This window comes from Streptomyces sp. PKA51, assembly GCF_057552455.1.
In genome coordinates this window covers 61192-81769 of sequence record NZ_BAAJPZ010000021.1, presented here as the reverse complement: position 1 = coordinate 81769, position 20578 = coordinate 61192, and the positions used below count along the sequence as shown (strand labels likewise).

Genomic DNA, 20578 nt, shown 5'->3' with positions numbered 1-20578 from the left:
CGTTGAATGGCGCAGACACCGCGTTCGTACTGATCAGTGCGGCACTCGTGATGCTGATGACACCCGCCCTGGCCTTCTTCTACGGCGGCATGGTGCGGGTCAAGAGCGCACTCAACATGCTGATGATGTCCTTCGTCTCGCTCGGCATCGTCACCGTCCTGTGGGTGCTTTTCGGCTACTCGCTCGCCTTCGGCGACGACACCGGCGCCGGCCTGCTGGGCGACCTCGACCACGCCGGCTTCCAGGGCATCCACCCGGACACCCTCACCGGCGGCAAGGAAGGCATCCCCGTCCTCGCCTTCGCCCTCTTCCAGCTGATGTTCGCCGTCATCACCCCCGCCCTGATGAGCGGCGCCCTCGCCGACCGGGTGAAGTTCAGCGCCTGGTCGCTGTTCATCACCCTGTGGGTCAGCATCGTCTACTTCCCCGTCGCCCACTGGGTCTGGCAGGCCGACGGCTGGCTGTTCAAACTCAAGGTCATCGACTTCGCCGGCGGCACCGCCGTCCACATCAACGCCGGTGTCGGCGCACTGGCCGCCGTCCTCGTCGTCGGCAAGCGCATCGGCTTCAAGAAGGACCCCATGCGCCCCCACAGCCTGCCGCTGGTGATGCTCGGCGCGGGACTGCTGTGGTTCGGCTGGTTCGGCTTCAACGCCGGCTCCGCCCTCGCGGCCAACGGCACCGCCGCCAACATGGCCATGAACACCCAGGTCGCCACCGGCGCCGCCATGCTCGGCTGGCTCGCCTACGAGCGCATCCGGCACGGCGCCTTCACCACCCTCGGCGCCGCCTCCGGCGCCGTCGCCGGCCTCGTCGCCATCACCCCCTCCGGCGCCGCCGTGAACGCCTTCGGCGCCCTGCTCATCGGTGTCGTCGCCGGAGCCGTCTGCTCCTGGGCGGTCAGCTGGAAGTTCCGCCTCGGCTACGACGACTCCCTCGACGTCGTCGGCGTCCACCTCGTCGGCGGCGTCATCGGCACCCTCCTCGTCGGCCTCCTGGCCGTCGACGGCGTCGGCGGCCTCACCCAGCTCGGCCGCCAGGCCCTCGGCGCCTTCTCCGTCATGGCCTACTCCTTCACCGTCTCCTGGCTGCTCGCCAAACTCGTCGACCGGCTCGTCGGCTTCCGGGCGAGCGAGGAGGACGAGGTCGGCGGCATCGACCAGGCGTTCCACGCCGAGACCGCCTACGACTTCAGCGCGGTGGGCGGCGCCCCGGCCTCCCGTACCCCCGCTCCCGCACCCCAGGGCGCCCACGAGAACAGCGACAGGAAAGTGGACGCATGAAGCTCATCACCGCCATCGTCAAGCCCCACCGCTTCGAGGCGGTCAAGGACGCCCTGCGCGCCTTCGGCGTGCACGGCCTGACCGTCACCGAATCCAAGGGCTACGGCCGCCAGCACGGCCACACCGAGGTCTACCGCGGCGCGGAGTACACCATCGACCTCGTCCCCAAGATCCGCATAGAGGTCCTCGCCGAGGACGCCGACGCCGACGACATCGTGGACGTCATCGTCAAGAGCGCCCGCACCGGCAAGATCGGCGACGGCAAGGTCTGGACGGTCCCCGTCGAAACCACCGTCCGCGTCCGCACGGGCGAACACGGCCCCGACGCGCTGTGACCCACGGCCGGGGCCGGCGGCGCGCGGCGCCCCGGTGCAGGACCCGGCGGGCCGGACCCCGGAGCCTTCCCGGGCTCGCCGCCGGGGGCTCGCCGGGCCTGCCGCCCCCGGCGGCCGGGCCCCGGCCAACGCCTTGCGGCGGCCCGCCGACCGGCCTGGCCTGGGGCCCTTGCAGGAGGCCGGGGTCCGGTCGGGGCGGGGGCGTTCCGCTCGGCGCGGCAGGGGCCCGGGCTCAGGTCCCGGAGCTTCGTCCCGGGCTCGCCACCCGGCGGTCGCCGACGGCGGCCCAGGTCGGCCCGGCTCTCGGACCGGGTGCAGCACTCGGCCCGCCAGCGGCCTGGCCGGGGGCCGGCCTCGGGGGCCGGGCCCCTGGCCGGGACTCCGCGTCGGCCCGCTGCCCCGGCCGTTGGCCGGAGCCGCATGGGCCCCCGCGGGGGGCCCGCAGCGTGGTCGTCGGTTCGGCGGCTGTCAACGGCAATCAGCACAGGGGAAAGCACCGTGATCCGGAAACCGTCACCCGCCGGCGGCGGGTATGCCGCCGCTCGGTTGCGGCTGCTCAGCGAGGCGCCGCACACCGGTGCGGCGTTGCGTGCGCGGCTGGCGCGCATCACCGATCAGTGGCTCGGCGGACTGCTGGGCAAGTCCGCCGACGGCGTCGCGCTCGTCGCCGTCGGCGGGTACGGGCGCGGTGAGCTCTCGCCGCGCAGCGATCTCGACCTGCTGCTGCTCCACGACGGCACCGCGGGCCTTCCCGCCGTCGCCGCCGTCGCCGACCGCCTCTGGTACCCCGTGTGGGATCTCGGGCTCTGTCTCGACCACTCCGTCCGCACCCCCGCCGAGGCCCGCAAGGCCGCCGCCGACGACCTCAAGGTGCACCTCGGTCTGCTCGACGCCCGTCACCTCGCCGGCGACCCGGAGCTGACGGCCGGGGTGCGCGCCGCCGCGTACGAGGACTGGCGCGCCCAGGCCCCGCACCGCCTGCCGGAGCTGCGCGAGATGTGCGAGGAGCGCGCCCGCCGCCACGGCGAGCTGCGCTTCCTTCTCGAACCCGACCTCAAGGAGTCCCGCGGCGGCCTGCGCGACGCCACCGCCCTGCGGGCCGTCGCCGCTTCCTGGCTCGCGGACGCCCCGCGCGACGGGCTGGAGGCCGCCCGCACCCTCCTGCTCGACACCCGCGACGCGCTCCACCTGAGCACCGGCCGTGCCAGCGACCGCCTCGCCCTGCAGGAACAGGACCAGGTCGCGGCCGCCCGCGGCCTGTCCGACGCCGACGCCCTGCTGCGCCAGGTGTACGAGGCCGCCCGCACCGTCTCGTACGCCGCGGACGTCACCTGGCGCGAGGTCGGCCGCGTGCTGCGCGCCCGCTCCGGCCGGCCCCGGCTGCGCCGGATCCTGGGCGGCCGGGGCGGGCGGGGCGGCTTCGTCGAGCCCGAGCGCCTGCCGCTCGCGGAGGGGGTCGTCGAGCAGGACGGCGAGGCCGTCCTCGCCCGCACGGCCCGGCCCGAGCACGACCCCCTGCTGCCGCTGCGCGCCGCCGCGGCCGCCGCACAGGCGGGTCTGCCGCTGTCCCGGCACACGGTGCGCCGGCTCGCCGCCGCCGGCCCGCTGCCGGTGCCCTGGCCCGCCGAGGCCCGCGACCGGTTCGTGGCCCTGCTGGGCGCCGGCGAGCCCACGGTGGCCGTCTGGGAGGCCCTGGAGGCCGAGGGCCTGGTCGCCCGGCTGCTGCCGGAATGGGAGCAGGTGCGCAGCAGACCGCAGCGCAACCCGATCCACCGCTTCACCGTGGACCGCCACCTGGTGGAGACCGCCGTGCAGGCAGCCGCCCTGACCCGCCGCGTCCACCGCCCCGACCTGCTGCTGATCGCCGCGCTGCTGCATGACATCGGCAAGGGCCGCCCCGGCGACCACAGCGAGACGGGCGCGGCCCTGGCGTACGACGTGGCCCTGCGCATCGGCCTGGGCAGCGCGGACGCGACCGTCGTCGCCACCCTCGTCCGGCACCACCTGTTGCTGGCCGACACCGCGACCCGGCGCGACCTCGACGACCCCGCCACCGTCCGTACGGTCGTCGAGGCCGTCGGCAGCGCCGGCACGCTGGAGCTGCTGCACGCCCTCACCGAGGCCGACGCCCTGGCGACCGGCCCTGCCGCCTGGAGTTCGTGGCGCGCCTTTTTGGTGGCCGACCTCGTGCGGCGCGCGGCCGCGGTCCTGGAGGGCCGGCCCCTGCCGGCCGGCCGGGACCGCGCCGAGCCCACCGCCGAGCAGCGCGGGCAGGCCGCCGAGGCGGCCCGTACCGGCGCTCCCGTCGTCGTCCTGCACGCCGGGCCGGGGCGGGAGGCGGCGGGGGAGGAGCCGGTCGGCGTCGAGCTGTCCATGGCCGTCCCCGACCAGCCGGGCGTCCTGCCGGCCGCGGCGGGGGTGCTGGCCCTGCACCGGCTGACCGTGCGCTCGGCGGAGCTGCGGGCGGTGGATACCGGTGTCCTGCTGCTGCGCTGGCGCGTGGCCGCCGAGTACGGGTCCCTGCCGGAGGCGGCCCGCCTGCGCAACGACCTCGTAAGGGCCCTGGACGGCTCGCTGGACATCGCCGCGCGCCTGGCGGAGCGCGAGGCGGCGTACGCCCGGCGCCGCAGGCCCGTGCACGCGCCGCCGCGCGTCGTCGTGGCGCGCGAGGGCGCATCGCGCGACGCCACCGTCCTGGAGGTCCGCGCCCAGGACGCCCCGGGCCTGCTGCACCGCCTGGGCCGCGCCCTGGAGGCGCAGGGCGTGTGGGTGCGCAGCGCGCACGTGAGCACGCTGGGGGCGAGTGTGGTGGATGCGTTCTATGTGACCGATGCGGACGGCGAGCCGCTGTCGGAGCGCGATGCGGCGCGGCTCGCGGAGGCGGTGACGCGGGTCCTGGGGGAGGGATTGTCGACCGCGCAGGGCCCGGGGGTGGCCGGGCCGGATACTCTTGAGGGCGATTGACCCTGCCCCCTGACCATGAGGACCCACGAGCGCCGTGTTCGACACCCTCTCCGATCGCCTTGCAGCGACCTTCAAGAATCTGCGGGGCAAAGGCCGCCTGACCGAGGCGGACATCGACGCCACCGCGCGCGAGATCCGCATCGCCCTGCTCGAGGCCGACGTCGCGCTGCCGGTCGTCCGGGCCTTCATCAAGCAGGTCAAGGAGCGGGCCCTCGGTGCCGAGGTCTCCAAGGCGCTCAATCCCGCCCAGCAGTTCGTCAAGATCGTTAACGAGGAGCTCATCGGCATCCTCGGTGGCGAGACCCGCCGCCTGCGCTTCGCCAAGCAGCCCCCGACCGTGATCATGCTCGCGGGTCTGCAGGGTGCCGGTAAGACGACGCTCGCCGGAAAGCTCGGCCGCTGGCTCAAGGCCCAGGGGCACGCGCCCCTGCTGGTCGCCTGCGACCTGCAGCGTCCCAACGCCGTCAACCAGCTCTCGGTGGTGGCCGAGCGCGCCGGTGTCGGCGTGTACGCGCCGCAGCCGGGCAACGGCGTGGGCGACCCGGTGCAGGTGGCCAAGGACTCGATCGACTACGCGCGCACCAAGCAGCACGACGTCGTCATCGTCGACACCGCCGGCCGTCTCGGCATCGACGCGGAGATGATGCAGCAGGCCGCGGACATCCGCGACGCGGTGCAGCCGCAGGAGATCCTCTTCGTCGTCGACGCCATGGTCGGCCAGGACGCGGTCAACACCGCCGAGGCCTTCCGCGACGGTGTCGGCTTCGACGGCGTGGTGCTCTCCAAGCTCGACGGCGACGCCCGCGGCGGTGCCGCGCTGTCGGTCGCGCACGTGACCGGCAAGCAGGTCATGTTCGCCTCCAACGGCGAGAAGCTGGACGACTTCGACGCGTTCCACCCGGACCGCATGGCGTCCCGCATTCTCGGCATGGGCGACGTGCTCAGCCTGATCGAGAAGGCCGAGCAGACCTTCAGCCAGGCCGAGGCCGAGAAGATGGCGGCCAAGCTGGCGAAGGGCCCCAAGGAGTTCACGCTCGACGACTTCCTGGCCCAGATGGAGCAGGTCCGCAAGATGGGCTCCATCTCCAAGCTGCTGGGCATGCTGCCGGGCATGGGTCAGTTCAAGGACCAGATCAACAACCTCGACGAGCGCGAGGTCGACCGCACCGCCGCGATCATCAAGTCGATGACCCCGGCCGAGCGCCAGGACCCGACGATCATCAACGGCTCCCGCCGGGCCCGTATCGCCAAGGGCTCGGGCGTGGACGTCAGCACCGTGAAGAACCTGGTCGAGCGCTTCTTCGAGGCCCGCAAGATGATGTCCCGCATGGCTCAGGGCGGCATGCCCGGCATGCCGGGGCTGCCGGGCATGCCCGGCGCGGGCGCCGGGGCGCGCAAGAAGAAGCAGCTCAAGCAGGGCAAGGGCAAGCGGCAGTCGGGCAACCCGATGAAGCGCAAGGCCGAGGCGGAGGCGGCCGCCGCCCGCCGCGAGCAGGCGCAGGCCGGCAACCCGCTGGGGCTGCCGTCCGGCCAGGACGGTCAGGCCTTCGAACTGCCCGACGAGTTCAAGAAGTTCATGGGCTGAGCGGCTGACGCGGCCGAGTGGCCCGGCCCACCGCGGCAGGCTCTCGCGCGGCCCCCGGCGATCCTTCGCCGGGGGCCGTTCGCGTGGCGGGGGCCGCCGGTCCTCAGCGCACCCGTGCGATCAGGTAGCGGAAGACGTTGGGCATCCACACCGTCCCGTCGCGCCGCTGGTACGGGTGGAGGGCCTCCACGAGCTCCTTGGTGACCTGGTCCTCGTCGGTCGCCCGGATCGCCGCGTCGAAGGCGCCGGTGGAGAGCATCCCGCGCACGGCGCTGGGCAGGTCCGCGTAGCCGTACGGGCAGGAGACGCGGCCGGAACCGTCGGGGGTCAGCCCCGCGGTGCGGGCGAGGTCCTCCAGGTCGTCGCGGCCGCTTGGCCGCCAGCGGGCGGGGGCGCACATGGGGTCGGCCAGGCGCGCGGCGACGCGCAGGGCGCCCGAGGCGGCGCAGCGCTCCTGCGGCCCCCAGCCGGCCAGGACGACGGGCGTGCCCGGTGTCGCCAGCGCGGTGGCGCGCGCGAGGGTCTGGGCCAGGCCGCGGGTGCCGCCGCCCGCGCAGTACAGCGGGTCGAAGGCGGTGATCAGGTTGAACGCCGGGCCCGTGGGGTCGTGGACGGCCTCGGGCCCGCCGAGCCCGAGGCGCCGTCCGGTCTCGGGGGCGCCGTCGGGCAGCAGCCGTTCGCGGGCGAGCGCGAGCCGGCGGCCGTCCTGGTCGACGCCGCTGACGCTGGCGCCCCGGGCGGCGGCCATCAGCAGCGCGAGGCCGGAACCGCAGCCGAGGCTGAGCAGCCGGGTGCCGGGGCCCGCTTCCAGGCGGTCGTAGACCGCTTCGTAGAGCGGCACCAGCATGCGTTCCTGGATTTCCGCCCAGTCGCGGGCCCGGGCTTCGGGCGAGGTCGGGGACGGCCGGTGCCGCCGCACGAGCGTTGGTGTCATCGAAAGGGCCCCAATCCGCCGGGTGACGTGTCCTGGTCCGTTGTGCCGCTGTTCGGCGTTCCGCGTCGCCCGTGCGACGCGGCGCGCTCCCGCCCCCGTGACGTGCCGCCGTTCGTGCTCCGTGCAGAAACCCCCCGATGCAAGGGAACTGCGCTCGACGTCACTAGTCCAGGGGGTTGTGCGAGAAGGTTCCCCCGTGCGCCCCGATGGCATGTGCCGGGTGTCATCGCCTGAAATGGAAGTACCCGCGACGTGCGCGGATCAGGCACCCGGGTGCAAACCGCGCCGGGCCGACCGGCCGGGAAGGCGGGGTTGCGGGCGGACGGATTCACACTCGGCCGCGGGCGCCCCGTACCATTCGCAGCATGGCAAAGGCTCCCATTCTCACCCCCCAGGCGGAAGACTTCCCGCGCTGGTACCAGGACTTGATCAACAAGGCCGAGCTGGCCGACAACGGCCCGGTGCGCGGCACCATGGTCATCCGACCGTACGGGTACGGGCTCTGGGAGCGCATGCAGCAGGAGATGGACGCCCGGATCAAGGACGCGGGCGCCTCCAACGCGTACTTCCCGCTCTTCATCCCGCAGTCGTACCTGACGAAGGAGGCGGAGCACGTCGAGGGCTTCGCCCCCGAGCTGGCGGTCGTCACGCACGGCGGCGGCAAGGAGCTGGAGGAGCCGGTCGTGGTGCGGCCGACCTCCGAGACGATCATCAACGAGTACTTCTCGAAGTGGGTGCAGAGCTACCGCGACCTGCCCCTGCTGATCAACCAGTGGGCCAATGTCGTCCGTTGGGAGATGCGTCCGCGCGTCTTCCTGCGTACGAGCGAATTCCTCTGGCAGGAGGGCCACACCGCGCACGCCACCTACGAGGACGCCCGCGACTACGCGGCGCGTATTCACCGCGACGTCTACTACGACTTCATGGTGAACGTCCTGGGCATCGACGTGGTGCTCGGCCGCAAGACGCCCAAGGAGCGGTTCGCCGGCGCCATCAACACCCTCACCCTCGAGGGCATGATGGGCGACGGCAAGGCGCTGCAGCTGGGCACCAGCCACGAGCTCGGCCAGAATTTCGCGAAGGCGTTCAACACCTCGTACCTGTCGAAGGACGGCCACCAGGAACTGGTCTGGCAGACCTCCTGGGGCGTGTCGACCCGCATGGTCGGCGGTCTGATCATGTCGCACGGCGACGACAACGGCCTGCGGGTGCCGCCGCGCCTGGCGCCGGTGCAGGCCGTGGTTCTGGCGATCAAGGGCGACGAGGCCGTGCTGGCCAAGGTCCGCGAGATCGGCGACGTCCTCAAGGCGGCCGGCGTGCGCGTGCAGGTCGACGACCGCACCGACACCCCCTTCGGCCGCCGCGCCGTGGACTGGGAGCTCAAGGGCGTCCCGGTGCGCATCGAGATCGGCCCGCGCGACCTGGAGAACGGCACCGCGATGCTGGCCCGCCGGATCCCCGGCGGCAAGGAGCCGGTGCGCATCGAGGAGCTGGCCGCGCTGCTGCCGAAGGTCCTGGAGGAGGACCAGGAGCTGCTGCTGCGCCAGTCGCGCGAGCGCCGCGAGTCGCGGACGACCGACGTGAAGACCATCGAGGAGACCGCCGAGGCCGCCGCCGCCGGCGGCTGGGCCCGCATCCCCTGGTCGGTGCTGGGCACCGAGGGCGAGGCCAAGCTCGCCGAGCAGGCCGTGACCGTGCGCTGCCTGGTCGCGGAGGACGGCTCCGTGCCGGACTCCGACGACGCGCCGGGTGCGATCGCGATCGTGGCCCGCGCCTACTGAGCCGGACGCCCCCGGGTGCGCGCCCCACGGCGCGCACCCGGGGGTTCGCGCTTGCCGGCGTGCGTACGCCGGGGTGCTTACCCCGGAGTCAGTACGTCCCACCTTGCGAACGGGTGAGCGGGTCATCCCCCTTCTCCGCAGTTCTGCGCACCCGCCCTCGTCAGGACGCATCAGTCGGGAAACTGACTGGTACGTGCAAAATATTTGAGATGGCCCGGTATCGGAACACCGGGCTGTGCCTGCTCGTTGTCACGACGTGAGCACGACACCACCTGTTCTCGCCGCAGAGCTGGCGCAGGCGTGGGCCGACATTCAGCGGTACCACCCCGAGCTGCCGGATCTAGCCGCGCCCGAATCGTTGATCGGGGAGTCGTCGTCCGCCTGTGGCGCCGAGCTCTCCTTCGAGAGGCTGCTGCACGAGGCGGTCCACGGCATCGCGGCCGCCCGCGGTGTCCGCGACACCTCCCGTGCCGGCCGCTACCACAACCGGCGGTTCCTGGCGATCGCCGAGGAGCTGGGGCTCGACCACAGCGAGGAGCCGCATCCCAGCAGTGGCTTCTCCCTGGTCGTGCTGAACGCGGAGGCGCGCAAGCGCTACCGGCCGACCATGGAGAGACTGCAGCGCGCGCTCAAGGCCCACACCGTCGCGACGGCCGCCGACACCTCGCGCACCTTCCGGGGCCCGGCGGCGCGGCACGGCTCGTCCGGCGGGGGCGTGCGGGTCAAGGCGGTGTGCGAGTGCGGGCGCAATGTCCGGGTCGTGCCGTCCGTGCTGGCCCAGGCGCCGATCATGTGCGGCGGCTGCGGTCAGCCCTTCCGGATCCCCGAAGCCGTCCCCGTCGGCTCCGGTCGCTGAGTTCGACACACCGTGTGGCACAATAGGTCGCTGTACTCGACAGTCGCACAGGACCCCTCTCTCCTCCGGCTGACGCGTCCATCGGGCACCCGAGTACCGCAACCCCACGTGGCATCTCGTTGTGCCCACCACGTCAAGACCAGGAGACACCACTTCCGTGGCAGTCAAGATCAAGCTGAAGCGTCTGGGCAAGATCCGTTCGCCTCACTACCGCATCGTCGTCGCCGACTCCCGTACCCGCCGTGACGGCCGGGCCATCGAGGAGATCGGCCTGTACCACCCGGTGCAGAACCCCTCGCGCATCGAGGTCAACAGCGAGCGCGTGCAGTACTGGCTGGGTGTCGGCGCGCAGCCGACCGAGCCGGTCCTGGCCATCCTGAAGGTCACCGGCGACTGGCAGAAGTTCAAGGGTCTGCCGGCCCCGGCCCCGATGCTGGTCGCCGAGCCCAAGGCCGACACCAGCGGTCTCTTCGAGGCCGCCGTGAACGCCGCCGGCGAGGTGAAGGGCGAGGCCATCACCCCGAAGGCCAAGAAGTCGGAGAAGAAGGACGAGGCCGACGCCGCCGAGTCCGCTGAGTCGACCGAGGCCTGAGGATGCTCGAGGAGGCCCTTGAGCACCTCGTGAAGGGCATCGTCGACAACCCCGACGACGTGCAGGTCGCCTCGCGCAACCTGCGTCGCGGGCAGGTGCTGGAGGTCCGGGTCCACCCCGACGACCTCGGCAAGGTGATCGGCCGCAACGGCCGCACCGCACGTGCTCTGCGTACTGTCGTCGGCGCCCTCGGCGGCCGTGGCATCCGCGTCGACCTGGTCGACGTGGACAACGTCCGCTGAGCAGCGATAGCGCACCGGCATGAGGCCGGGGGTGGGAGACCGCCCCCGGCCTCTGTCGTGTGCACCCCTCACAGAAGCGACAATTGAGGAACCGGACCAGAAGGGGACCGAAGAGCGTGCAGCTGGTAGTCGGCAGGATCGGCCGGGCCCACGGCATCAAGGGCGAGGTCACCGTGGAGGTACGCACGGACGAGCCCGAGCTGCGGCTCGGCCCCGGCGCGGTGCTGATGACCGATCCCGCGGGCGTGGGGCCGCTGACCGTGGAGTCGGGCCGTGTGCACAGCGGGCGGCTGTTGCTGCGCTTCGCGGGCGTGGCCGACCGCAACGCCGCCGAGGCGCTGCGCAACACCCTGCTGATCGCCGAGGTCGACCCCGACGAGACGCCCGAGGACCCCGAGGAGTACTACGACCACCAGCTGGTCGACCTCGACGTGGTCACCGTCGACGGCACGGCCGTCGGCCGCATCTCGGAGATCTCCCACCTGCCCTCGCAGGACCTGTTCATCGTCGAGCGCGAGGACGGCAGCGAGGTGATGATCCCCTTCGTGTCCGAGATCGTCACGGAGATCGACCTCGAGAACCAGCGCGCCGTCGTCGACCCGCCGCGCGGGCTGCTGGACGCCGGGCAGGCCGAGGTCGCCGGTGCGCGCACCGAGGGCCCGGAGGGTGACGCCTGATGCGCCTCGACGTCGTCACGATCTTCCCCGAGTACCTCGAACCGCTGAACGTCTCCCTCGTCGGCAAGGCCCGGGCCCGCGGTCAGCTGGACGTGCGCATCCACGACCTGCGCGCCTGGACGCACGACAAGCACAACACCGTCGACGACACCCCCTACGGCGGCGGCCCCGGCATGGTCATGAAGCCCGAGCCCTGGGGCGAGGCGCTCGACGAGATCATCGCCTCGGGCCAGGAGGGGCAGCGGCCGGTCCTGGTCGTGCCCACGCCCAGCGGCAAGCCCTTCACCCAGGAGCTGGCCGTCGAACTCTCCGAGAAGCCCTGGCTGGTCTTCACCCCCGCCCGCTACGAGGGCATCGACCGCCGCGTCATCGAGGAGTACGCCGAGCGCCTCGACGTGCGCGAGGTGTCCATCGGCGACTACGTCCTGGCCGGCGGCGAGGCCCCCGTCCTGGTCATGGTCGAGGCCATCGCCCGGCTGCTGCCCGGCGTCCTCGGCAACGCCGAGTCCCACCGCGACGACTCCTTCGCCCCCGGCGCCATGGCCGACCTGCTCGAAGGACCCGTCTACACCAAGCCGCCGGAGTGGCGCGGCCGGGGCATCCCGGACGTCCTCCTCAGCGGCCACCACGGCAAGATCGCCCGCTGGCGCCGCGACGAGGCCTTCCGCCGCACCACGCAGAACCGGCCCGACCTGATCGAGCGCGCCGACCCGGCCGCCTTCGACAAGAAGGACCGCGAAATGCTCTCGATCCTCGGCTGGGGCCCCGGCGAGGACGGTCGATTTGGGCCAGTGGCACCCCCCGTGGAAGAATGAGCCGTTGCCTTGCGTCCGGCGCACGCCCCTGCCACAGGGGGAACGACGTCCGCCCGACGGTGGGGCACCCCTTCACCTCCCGTACGAGTACCGCTGATGACCTGTGGCATCGGCGAGGAAGCAGACATTCATGTCCAACCGTCTCTCGGCCGTCGACGCCGCTTCGCTGCGCACCGACGTCCCGGCGTTCCGCCCCGGCGACACCGTGAACGTCCACGTCCGCGTCATCGAGGGCAACCGCTCCCGTATCCAGCAGTTCAAGGGTGTCGTCATCCGCCGCCAGGGTTCGGGCGTCAGCGAGACCTTCACGGTCCGCAAGGTCTCCTTCTCCGTCGGCGTCGAGCGCACCTTCCCGGTGCACAGCCCGATCTTCGAGAAGATCGAGCTCGTCACCCGTGGTGACGTCCGCCGCGCCAAGCTGTACTACCTCCGTGAGCTGCGCGGCAAGGCCGCGAAGATCAAGGAGAAGCGCGACAACTGAGCTTCCCGCCGGTGTCCCCGGGCGGCCGGATAGGCTCTCGGACCGATGGACACCGACGCACAGCTCGCACCGCTTCCGGAGCGCGACCGCTCCCCCCGCCCCGACCGGGCGGGGGAGCAGCGGTCGCGCTCCGCGCGTTTTCCCCGCCGCCACCTCGCGCGGGCCCGGCAGTGGCTGGCGGACGGCGGCCCGCTGCGCCGGGCCGGGGTGCTGCTGACCGTGTGCATGGTCACGCTGCTGCTGGTCAGCGGCTATGTGGTGCAGCCCTTCACGATCCCCAGCCGCTCGATGGAGAACACCCTGCGGGTCGGGGACCGGGTGCTGGTCAACAAGCTCGCCTACCGCTTCGGCGCCCGGCCGCAGCGCGGCGACGTGATCGTCTTCGACGGCACCGAGTCCTTCGTCCAGGACCCGCCCACCGAGAACGCCGTCATGGCGCTCATCCGCAAGGGCGGCTCCGCCCTCGGGCTCATGCGGCCCGCCCCCGGGACCGACTACATCAAGCGCGTCGTGGGCACCGGCGGGGACCGGGTGCGCTGCTGCGACCGGCAGGGCCGGCTGGAGGTCAACGGCCGGCCGCTGCTGGAGGCGGACTACCTCTTCCCCGGCAACGTCCCCTCGCGGGTGCCGTTCGACATCGTGGTGCCGGAGGGCAAGCTATGGGTCATGGGTGACCATCGCAGCGACTCCCGGGACTCCCGTGACCACCTCGGCGAACCGGGCGGTGGCACCGTCCCCCTCGACCGGGTCGTCGGGCGCGCCGACTGGATCGGCTGGCCGCTGAGCCGCGTGGGCTCGGTGCGGGAGACCGGCGCCTTCGACGGCGTACCGGCCGCTCCGAGGGGCGCCCATGGGTAGCCGGGGGCGCACCCCGGTACGCGAGGGCCGGGCCCCACGCGCCCGTACGGAGCCGGGGGCCCCGCCGCCCGCGACGGAAGGCCGCGCGGCCCGGCGCAGGGCCGCGCAGGCCGCCGCGACGGAGCCACCCGCCACCGGGGGCCGGGCCGCGCGGCGCAAGGCGGCCCGGCGGGTGAAGCGGCGGCGCCGGCGCCGGTCGGTGTACAAGGAAGTGCCCGTCCTGATAGGCGTCGCGGTGCTCATCGCGCTCGCGCTGAAGACCTTCCTCGTGCAGGCGTTCGTGATCCCCTCCGGGTCGATGGAGCAGACCATCCGCATCGGGGACCGGGTGCTGGTCGACAAGCTCACCCCGTGGTTCGGCACCCGGCCGCAGCGCGGGGACGTGGTGGTCTTCAAGGACCCCGGCGGCTGGCTGGAGGGCGAGCAGCGCTACGGGGGCGACGACCCGGTGGGCGTGAAGCAGGCCAAGCAGGTGCTCAGCTGGGTCGGCCTGCTGCCGTCGGCCGACGAACAGGACCTGATCAAGAGAGTGATCGGAGTCGGTGGCGACACGGTCAAGTGCTGCAACACCGACGGCAAAATCACGGTCAACGGAACACCGCTCGTCGAGCCCTACCTCCACCCCGGCAACCCTCCCTCGCAGATCGCCTTCGAGGTGACCGTCCCGCCCGGACGGCTCTTCGTCATGGGCGACCACCGCTCGGACTCCGCCGACTCGCGCTACCACCTCGACGAGCCGCAGCACGGCACCGTGGGCGAGAACCTGGTGGTGGGACGCGCGGTGGTGATCGCCTGGCCCTTCGGACACTGGCGCGGCCTGGCCGAACCGGGCCCCTTCGCCGCCGTGCGCAACGCGCCACCGGCGGCGCGGGCCGCGGGGACGCAATCGGGCGTCGGGCCGCATAGTGTGTCCCCCATGGATCAAGAAGGAATGATCCGGCTCCCGACCCCTGCGGAACTCCCGCTCGTTATGGGAGTGGTGGGCCTGCGTCGTGTGTACGACAGGCGGCAGCGTGGAGTGAGGAGTGGATGTGGGGGATTTGGCGGTCGGCGCACGGTCCGGACACGGCGAACCCGAAAAGCACACCGGTCAGACGGATGAGCCCGCGGGGGCGGCCGGCGGCGAGGCGCCGCAGGAGGCCGGTTCCTCCCCGGCCGGCGGCCGGAACGACGACGGCCGTGAGCCGGCGGGCACCGACGACGGCGGCCGTGACGACGGCGGGCGCGGCGAGCGGCAGAAGCAGCGCTCGTTCTGGAAGGAGCTGCCGATCCTGATCGGCATCGCCCTGGTGCTCGCGCTGCTGATCAAGACGTTCCTGGTGCAGGCGTTCTCCATCCCGTCCGAGTCGATGCAGAACACCTTGCAGCGCGGCGACCGGGTGCTGGTGGACAAGCTCACGCCGTGGTTCGGCTCCAAACCCGAGCGCGGCGAGGTCGTCGTCTTCCACGATCCGGGCGGCTGGCTGGGTGAGACCCCCACCGCCGACAACGGCCCGGTGGCCGGCGGCCTGCAGAAGGTGCTCAGCTTCATCGGCCTGATGCCCTCCGCGGAGGAGAAGGACCTGATCAAGCGGGTCATCGCGGTCGGCGGCGACACCGTCGAGTGCAAGGGCAACAACGAGCCCGTCACGGTCAACGGCAAGGCGCTGAACGAGCCGTACATCTTCCCCGGCAACACCCCCTGCGGCGACAAGCCCTTCGGCCCGATCAAGGTGCCGCAGGGCCGGATCTGGGTCATGGGCGACCACCGCCAGGACTCCCTCGACTCCCGCTACCACCAGGAGCTGGACCGCTTCCAGGGCACGGTCTCCGAGGACCAGGTCGTCGGGCGCGCCATCGTCGTCGCCTGGCCGGTCAACCGCTGGTCCACGCTGCCGGTGCCGGACACCTTCGACCAGCCCGGGCTCAGCGCCGCGGCCGCCTCGGCCCCGGCGGCCCTCGGGCTCGCGGGCGCGGTGCCGCTGGTGCTGTGGCGCCGCCGCCGGATCCTGCGCCGGGACGCCGCGGCGCTGCGCGAGGCCGCGCCCGCCGCGACGCCGAGGGGCTGACCGGGGGCGGTACCCCCGGGTAGGGTGCGGTCGCGGAGCAAGCAGGGACCGGCCGCGCCGTTCCCGGGCGCTCTCCGCGCACCGATCATCGACCCGGGCGGGGGCGGCATGAGCACAGCGGAACGCGACGAGCACGGCCCGGGCCGCACGGGCAGGATGCTGTCCGGGCTGGCCGTGGCCGTCGGCTGCGTGCTCTTCCTCGGCGGGTTCGCCTGGGCCGCCTGGCTCTACCGGCCCTACACCGTGCCCACCGACTCCATGGCGCCCACCATCGGGCGCGGCGACCGGGTGCTGGCCGAGCGGATCACCGGTGACGCGGTGCGGCGCGGGGACATCGTGGTCTTCGAGGACAAGGTCTGGGGCTCGGTGCCCATGGTCAAGCGCGTCGTCGGCGTCGACGGCGACAAGGTCGCCTGCTGCGACCCGCAGGGCCGGCTGACGATCAACGGCCAACCGGTCGAAGAACCGTATCTGCAGGGGGCGGGCCCGGCCTCCCCGGCGCCCTTCTCCGCCACCGTCCCGCCCGGGCACCTCTTCCTCCTCGGCGACCACCGCAGCGACTCCGTCGACTCCCGCAGCCATATGGCCGGCACCGGGCAGGGCTCGGTGCCGCGCGAGAGCGTACGGGCCCGCGTGGACGCCACCGCCTGGCCCGTCTCCGGCTGGGGCATGATCGAACGCCCGGACGCCTTCACCGCCCTGCCCGGCGGCACCTCCCGGTCCGGGCCGCTGCCGCTGATCGTCACCGCCGCCTGTGCGGGCGCCGCGCTCATCTTCGGCGGAGCCGCGTACGGGCCGCTGGCCCGGCGGCGTTCCCGCAGCCGCCCCGGCAGGACGGCGGTGTCGTCCCATGGATGAGGCTGGCTGTGAGCCTGCCAGTGAGCACGGCTGTGAGCGCGACTGTGAGCCCGACAGCGAGCACGGCCGTGGGTGGGGCGGTGAGCACGGCCGTGGGGTGGGCAGTGAGCCCGGCCCGTTGCGCAGGGCCGCGCGCATCATCCTGCTCGACCCGGCCGACCGGATCCTGCTGCTGCACGGCTACGAGCCGGACGACCCCACCCTGACCTGGTGGTTCACCCCCGGCGGCGGGCTGGAGGACGACGAGGACTGGGAGAGCGCCGCGCGCCGGGAGCTGGCCGAGGAGACCGGGATCACCGAGGTCGAGCTCGGGCCGCTGCTGTGGCTGCGCAGGTGCTCCTTCCCCTTCGCCGGCCGCCGCTGGGACCAGGACGAGCGCTACTACCTGGCCCGCACCCGCCAGGAGCCCGCCTGGACGGGCGGCGGGACGGAGCTGGAGCGGCGCAGCCTGAGCGGGCTGCGCTGGTGGAGCTGCGGGGAACTGCTGGACACCCGTGAGACGGTGTACCCGACCAGGCTCGCCGAGCTGCTGCGCACGCTGCTCGACGAGGGACCCCCGAGTGCGCCGGTGCTGCTGGAGACGGAGCACGCCTGACGCACAATGGGGGGACGCACGGCTGAAGGGGAACATGCCATGAGCGCCGAGGACCTCGAGAAGTACGAAACCGAGATGGAGCTGAAGCTCTACCGGGAGTACCGCGACGTCGTCGGTCTGTTCAAATACGTGATCGAGACCGAGCGGCGCTTCTACCTGACGAACGACTACGAGATGCAGGTCCACTCCGTGCAGGGGGAGGTCTTCTTCGAGGTGTCGATGGCGGATGCGTGGGTCTGGGACATGTACCGGCCGGCGCGCTTTGTGAAGCAGGTGCGGGTGCTCACGTTCAAGGACGTGAACATCGAGGAGCTCAACAAGACGGACCTGGACCTTCCGGGCACCTGATCGGGTCACCGGGTTTTCCCCAAGCGCGGGGTTATCCACCAAGATCCAACAGTTGCGGGCCGGGGCGGCACAGTCGGTGCCGGAGGTGGTGCCGATGTCCCGGAACCAGGCTGGAAAAGAGGGCGAGCGCACGTCCGCGGGGGCGCGCAGGGCGCTCGGGCGGTACGGCGAGGAGCTGGCGACCCGCAGGCTCGCCGAGGCGGGCATGCGCGTCCTCGCCCGCAACTGGCGGTGCCGGTTCGGCGAGCTCGACATCGTCGCCGCCGACGGCGACGCCCTGGTCATCTGCGAGGTCAAGGCCCGCCGCGCGGGCCCCTACGAACATCCGATGGCGGCGGTCACCCCCGCCAAGGCCGAGCGGCTGCGCACCCTGGCCGCCCACTGGCTCCACCGGCACGGCGGGTCACCGGCGGGCGGTGTGCGCATCGACCTGGTGGGCGTCGTCGTGCCCGACCGCGGCGCGCCCCTGGTCGAGCACGTCCGGGGGGTGGCCTGATGGCCTTCGCACGCACGTGTTCGGTGGCCCTGGCGGGGGTCGAGGGCGTGGTGGTCGAGGTCCAGGCCGACCTGGAGCCGGGCGTCGCCGCCTTCACCCTGGTGGGCCTGCCCGACAAGAGCCTGACGGAGAGCCGCGACCGGGTGCGGGCCGCCGTGGCCAACTCGGGGGCCGAGTGGCCGCAGAAGAAGCTCACGGTGGGCCTGAGCCCTGCCTCGGTGCCCAAGGGCGGCAGCGGCTTCGACCTGGCCGTCGCCTGCGCGGTCCTGGGGGCGGCCGAGCGCATCGACCCCCGGTCCATCGCCGACCTGGTGATGATCGGCGAGCTGGGCCTGGACGGCCGCGTGCGCCCCGTGCGCGGCGTCCTGCCCGCCGTCCTGGCGGCCGCCGACGCCGGGTACCGCCAGGTCGTGGTGCCCGAGCGGACGGCGGCGGAGGCCGCGCTCGTGCCCGGGATCTCGGTGCTCGGCGTGCGCAGCCTGCGCCAGCTGATCGCGGTGCTGACGGACGCGCCGGTGCCCGAGGAGGACGAGGAGCCGGCGACGGAGGGCCGGCCGGACCCGCTGTCCGCCGGGCTCGTCCTGCCGGGCGCCGGCGTCCCCGCGGTCGCGCCGGACGGGGCGGGCCTGCCCGACCTCGCGGAGGTCGCCGGGCAGGCCCGGGCGCGCCGGGCGCTGGAGGTCGCCGCCGCGGGCCGGCACCACCTGCTGTTCCTGGGCCCGCCCGGGGCCGGCAAGACGATGCTGGCCGAGCGACTGCCGGGCCTGCTGCCGCCGCTCACGCCGCACGAGTCGCTGGAGGTCACCGCAGTGCACTCGGTGGCGGGCGCCCTGCCCGCCGGGCAGCCGCTGATCACCCGCGCGCCGTACTGCGCACCGCACCACTCGGCGTCCATGCCCTCGCTCGTCGGCGGAGGCTCCGGCCTTCCCCGGCCGGGAGCGGTCTCCCTGGCGCACCACGGGGTTCTCTTTTTGGACGAAGCGCCCGAATTCTCCAGCCGTGTCCTGGACACCCTCCGCCAGCCCCTGGAGTCCGGGCACGTGGTCGTGGCCCGCTCGGGCGGGGTCATGCGGCTGCCGGCGTCCTTCCTGCTGGTGCTCGCGGCCAACCCCTGCCCCTGCGGCCGGCACGGGATGACGGGCGACGGCTGCGACTGCCCGCCGAGCGCGGTCCGGCGCTACCTGGGCCGGCTCTCCGGGCCGCTGATGGACCGCGTGGACCTCAGGGTGACCGTCGAGCCCGTGACCCGCTCGGAGCTGACCGGGCCCGGGGCCCGGCCCGAGTCGACCGCCGACGTCGCCGAGCGGGTGCGGGCCGCCCGCGAGCGCGCCGCCACCCGGCTGGCCGGCACCCCCTGGCACACCAACAGCCAGGTGCCCGGGCACGAGCTGCGCACCCGCTGGAGCGTCGTGCCCGGGGCGCTGGCCGAGGCCGAGCGGGACATGGAGCGCGGGCTGCTCACCGCGCGCGGGCTCGACCGGGTGCTGCGGGTCGCCTGGACGGTGGCCGACCTCGCCGGGCACGACCGGCCGGACGCCGACGACGTGATCCAGGCACTGGAGCTGCGCACGGGCGTCCGGCGCGGCGCGGTGCGGGCGGGCGGCTGGGAATGAGCGGCCCGGACGCATCCGAGCGGCTGGCCCGGGCCGCCCTGACCCGCCTGACCGAGCCCGGCGACGAGCAGGTGGGCCGGTGGCTGCGGAAGCTGGGCGCGCAAGAGCTGGTGCAGGCCCTGACCGGGGCCGGGCCACCGCCGCCCGGCGCCCGGGCGGACCGCCTCGCGGCGTGCGCGGCCCGGGCCGCCGCCCTGGACCCGCCGCGCGACCTGGAGACCGCGGCACGGCTCGGCGGGCGCTTCCTGATCCCCGGCGACCTGCAGTGGCCCAGCCAGCTGGACGACCTGGCGGACGCCCGGCCCGTCGGGCTGTGGGTGCGCGGCAGCCCGGACGTGCGGCTGTGGGCGCTGCGCTCGGTGGCGGTGGTCGGCGCCCGGGCCTGCACCGACTACGGCTCCCACGTGGCCTCCCTGCTGGGCGCGGGGCTGGCCGAGCGCGGCTGGGTGGTGGTCTCCGGCGCGGCCTTCGGGGTGGACGGCGCGGCGCACCGGGGCGCGCTGGCCGCGAGCGGGGCCACGGTCGCCGTGCTCGCCTCCGGCATCGACGTCCCCTACCCGCGCGGCCACGCCGAGCTGATCGACCGGATCGGCGAACAGGGCCTGGTGCTGGCGGAGCTGCCACCGGGCGGGCACCCCACGAGAGCCCGGTTCGTGCTGCGCAACCGCGTCATCGCCGCCCTGACCCGGGGCACGGTCGTCGTCGAGGCGCAGTACCGCAGCGGGTCGCTGGTGACCGCGCGCCGGGCGCGGGCCCTGGGGCGGCACACGATGGGCGTGCCGGGGCCGGTCACCTCCGGACTGTCGGCCGGCGTGCACGAACTCCTGCGCGAAGGGGCGTGTCTGGTGACGGATGCCGACGAAATCGCCGAGCTGGTCGGCACCATGGGGGAGCTCGCACCCGCCCGGCGCGGCCCCGTCCTCGCCCGGGACCTGCTGGCGCCCGCGGCCGCCGCGGTGCTGGAGGCCGTGCCCGCCCGCGGCGGCGCGGATCTCGCCCTCGTCGCCCGGGAGGCGGGCGTCGGCACCGAGCAGGCACTCGCCCGCCTGTACGAACTCCGGGCGCTGGGGTTCGTGGAACGGCTGGGCGATCGCTGGCAATTGGCTGACGAGCCGTCAACAGACGACGGCTCCAAGCCCCTCCAACGGCGCCCCCCTGTGCGGCGAGGCGGTTCTTGACCTGGGGTGATCGGGTGAAAGGGTTAAGAAGACGACCCG

The 20578-nt window shown here is 73.4% G+C and carries 21 protein-coding genes; 20 read left to right on the top strand and 1 reads right to left on the bottom strand.

Features of this window, described 5'->3' with window-relative positions; all coding sequences use genetic code 11:
* Nucleotides 1-2 precede the first annotated feature (2 nt).
* The 4 genes from AC27L3_RS24900 to ffh all read left to right on the top strand — a co-directional run bounded on the left by AC27L3_RS24900 (nucleotide 3) and on the right by ffh (nucleotide 6167).
* Nucleotides 3-1283, top strand: coding sequence for an ammonium transporter (locus AC27L3_RS24900; protein WP_487236280.1), 1281 nt, complete (start codon nucleotides 3-5; stop codon nucleotides 1281-1283).
* The gene (locus tag AC27L3_RS24895) at nucleotides 1280-1618 is read left to right on the top strand and encodes a P-II family nitrogen regulator (protein ID WP_344435916.1); all 339 of its coding nucleotides are present in this window, start codon (nucleotides 1280-1282) and stop codon (nucleotides 1616-1618) included. The genes AC27L3_RS24900 and AC27L3_RS24895 overlap by 4 nt, the downstream gene beginning before the upstream one ends.
* A gap of 420 nt (nucleotides 1619-2038) precedes the next feature.
* Entirely contained in the window at nucleotides 2039-4582 is a 2544-nt protein-coding gene (locus tag AC27L3_RS24890; protein ID WP_487236279.1) for a [protein-PII] uridylyltransferase, read from the top strand.
* A 34-nt stretch (nucleotides 4583-4616) separates the two neighbouring features.
* Nucleotides 4617-6167, top strand: coding sequence for a signal recognition particle protein (gene ffh, locus AC27L3_RS24885; RefSeq protein ID WP_487236278.1), 1551 nt, complete (start codon nucleotides 4617-4619; stop codon nucleotides 6165-6167).
* 103 nt (nucleotides 6168-6270) lie between these two features.
* Here ffh and AC27L3_RS24880 read toward each other — a convergent pair whose 3' ends face one another.
* A complete protein-coding gene (locus tag AC27L3_RS24880) occupies nucleotides 6271-7101 on the bottom strand; it encodes a class I SAM-dependent methyltransferase (protein WP_365969158.1) in 831 nt (276 codons plus the stop codon).
* A gap of 365 nt (nucleotides 7102-7466) precedes the next feature.
* Between AC27L3_RS24880 and proS the strand changes: the two genes are divergently transcribed.
* The 16 genes from proS (at nucleotide 7467) to dprA (ending at nucleotide 20539) form a co-directional block, all read left to right on the top strand.
* Nucleotides 7467-8882: a proline--tRNA ligase gene (gene proS, locus AC27L3_RS24875; protein WP_487236277.1), complete on the top strand. Its 1416-nt coding sequence runs from the start codon at nucleotides 7467-7469 to the stop codon at nucleotides 8880-8882.
* A gap of 256 nt (nucleotides 8883-9138) precedes the next feature.
* Complete coding sequence (locus AC27L3_RS24870) at nucleotides 9139-9738, top strand: hypothetical protein (protein WP_365969160.1); 600 nt, start codon at nucleotides 9139-9141, stop codon at nucleotides 9736-9738.
* 157 nt (nucleotides 9739-9895) lie between these two features.
* On the top strand, nucleotides 9896-10330 hold the full coding sequence (gene rpsP / locus AC27L3_RS24865; protein ID WP_344435922.1) for a 30S ribosomal protein S16: 435 nt from the start codon (nucleotides 9896-9898) through the stop codon (nucleotides 10328-10330).
* 2 nt (nucleotides 10331-10332) lie between these two features.
* Complete coding sequence (locus tag AC27L3_RS24860; protein WP_344435923.1) at nucleotides 10333-10572, top strand: RNA-binding protein; 240 nt, start codon at nucleotides 10333-10335, stop codon at nucleotides 10570-10572.
* Nucleotides 10573-10688: 116 nt separating this feature from the next.
* Complete coding sequence (rimM, locus tag AC27L3_RS24855) at nucleotides 10689-11249, top strand: ribosome maturation factor RimM (RefSeq protein WP_487236276.1); 561 nt, start codon at nucleotides 10689-10691, stop codon at nucleotides 11247-11249.
* Nucleotides 11249-12064: a tRNA (guanosine(37)-N1)-methyltransferase TrmD gene (gene trmD / locus AC27L3_RS24850; protein ID WP_487236275.1), complete on the top strand. Its 816-nt coding sequence runs from the start codon at nucleotides 11249-11251 to the stop codon at nucleotides 12062-12064. The genes rimM and trmD overlap by 1 nt, the downstream gene beginning before the upstream one ends.
* A gap of 130 nt (nucleotides 12065-12194) precedes the next feature.
* A complete protein-coding gene (gene rplS / locus AC27L3_RS24845; protein WP_344435926.1) occupies nucleotides 12195-12545 on the top strand; it encodes a 50S ribosomal protein L19 in 351 nt (116 codons plus the stop codon).
* A 45-nt stretch (nucleotides 12546-12590) separates the two neighbouring features.
* On the top strand, nucleotides 12591-13403 hold the full coding sequence (gene lepB / locus AC27L3_RS24840; RefSeq protein ID WP_487236274.1) for a signal peptidase I: 813 nt from the start codon (nucleotides 12591-12593) through the stop codon (nucleotides 13401-13403).
* A complete protein-coding gene (gene lepB, locus AC27L3_RS24835) occupies nucleotides 13396-14505 on the top strand; it encodes a signal peptidase I (protein ID WP_487236273.1) in 1110 nt (369 codons plus the stop codon). Before lepB (AC27L3_RS24840) ends, lepB (AC27L3_RS24835) begins: the two co-directional genes overlap by 8 nt.
* Nucleotides 14444-15451, top strand: a complete 1008-nt coding sequence (gene lepB, locus AC27L3_RS24830; RefSeq protein WP_487236289.1) for a signal peptidase I — start codon at nucleotides 14444-14446, stop codon at nucleotides 15449-15451. Before lepB (AC27L3_RS24835) ends, lepB (AC27L3_RS24830) begins: the two co-directional genes overlap by 62 nt.
* A 108-nt stretch (nucleotides 15452-15559) precedes the next feature.
* Nucleotides 15560-16309, top strand: coding sequence for a signal peptidase I (gene lepB, locus AC27L3_RS24825; RefSeq protein ID WP_487236272.1), 750 nt, complete (start codon nucleotides 15560-15562; stop codon nucleotides 16307-16309).
* Nucleotides 16310-16406: 97 nt separating this feature from the next.
* On the top strand, nucleotides 16407-16904 hold the full coding sequence (locus AC27L3_RS24820) for an NUDIX hydrolase (protein ID WP_487236271.1): 498 nt from the start codon (nucleotides 16407-16409) through the stop codon (nucleotides 16902-16904).
* A gap of 39 nt (nucleotides 16905-16943) precedes the next feature.
* Nucleotides 16944-17252: a DUF2469 domain-containing protein gene (locus AC27L3_RS24815; protein WP_126916304.1), complete on the top strand. Its 309-nt coding sequence runs from the start codon at nucleotides 16944-16946 to the stop codon at nucleotides 17250-17252.
* Between the two features lie 94 nt (nucleotides 17253-17346).
* Entirely contained in the window at nucleotides 17347-17748 is a 402-nt protein-coding gene (locus AC27L3_RS24810; RefSeq protein WP_487236270.1) for a YraN family protein, read from the top strand.
* The gene (locus AC27L3_RS24805; RefSeq protein ID WP_487236269.1) at nucleotides 17748-19361 is read left to right on the top strand and encodes a YifB family Mg chelatase-like AAA ATPase; all 1614 of its coding nucleotides are present in this window, start codon (nucleotides 17748-17750) and stop codon (nucleotides 19359-19361) included. Before AC27L3_RS24810 ends, AC27L3_RS24805 begins: the two co-directional genes overlap by 1 nt.
* Entirely contained in the window at nucleotides 19358-20539 is a 1182-nt protein-coding gene (gene dprA, locus AC27L3_RS24800; protein ID WP_487236268.1) for a DNA-processing protein DprA, read from the top strand. The genes AC27L3_RS24805 and dprA overlap by 4 nt, the downstream gene beginning before the upstream one ends.
* Nucleotides 20540-20578: the final 39 nt, after the last annotated feature.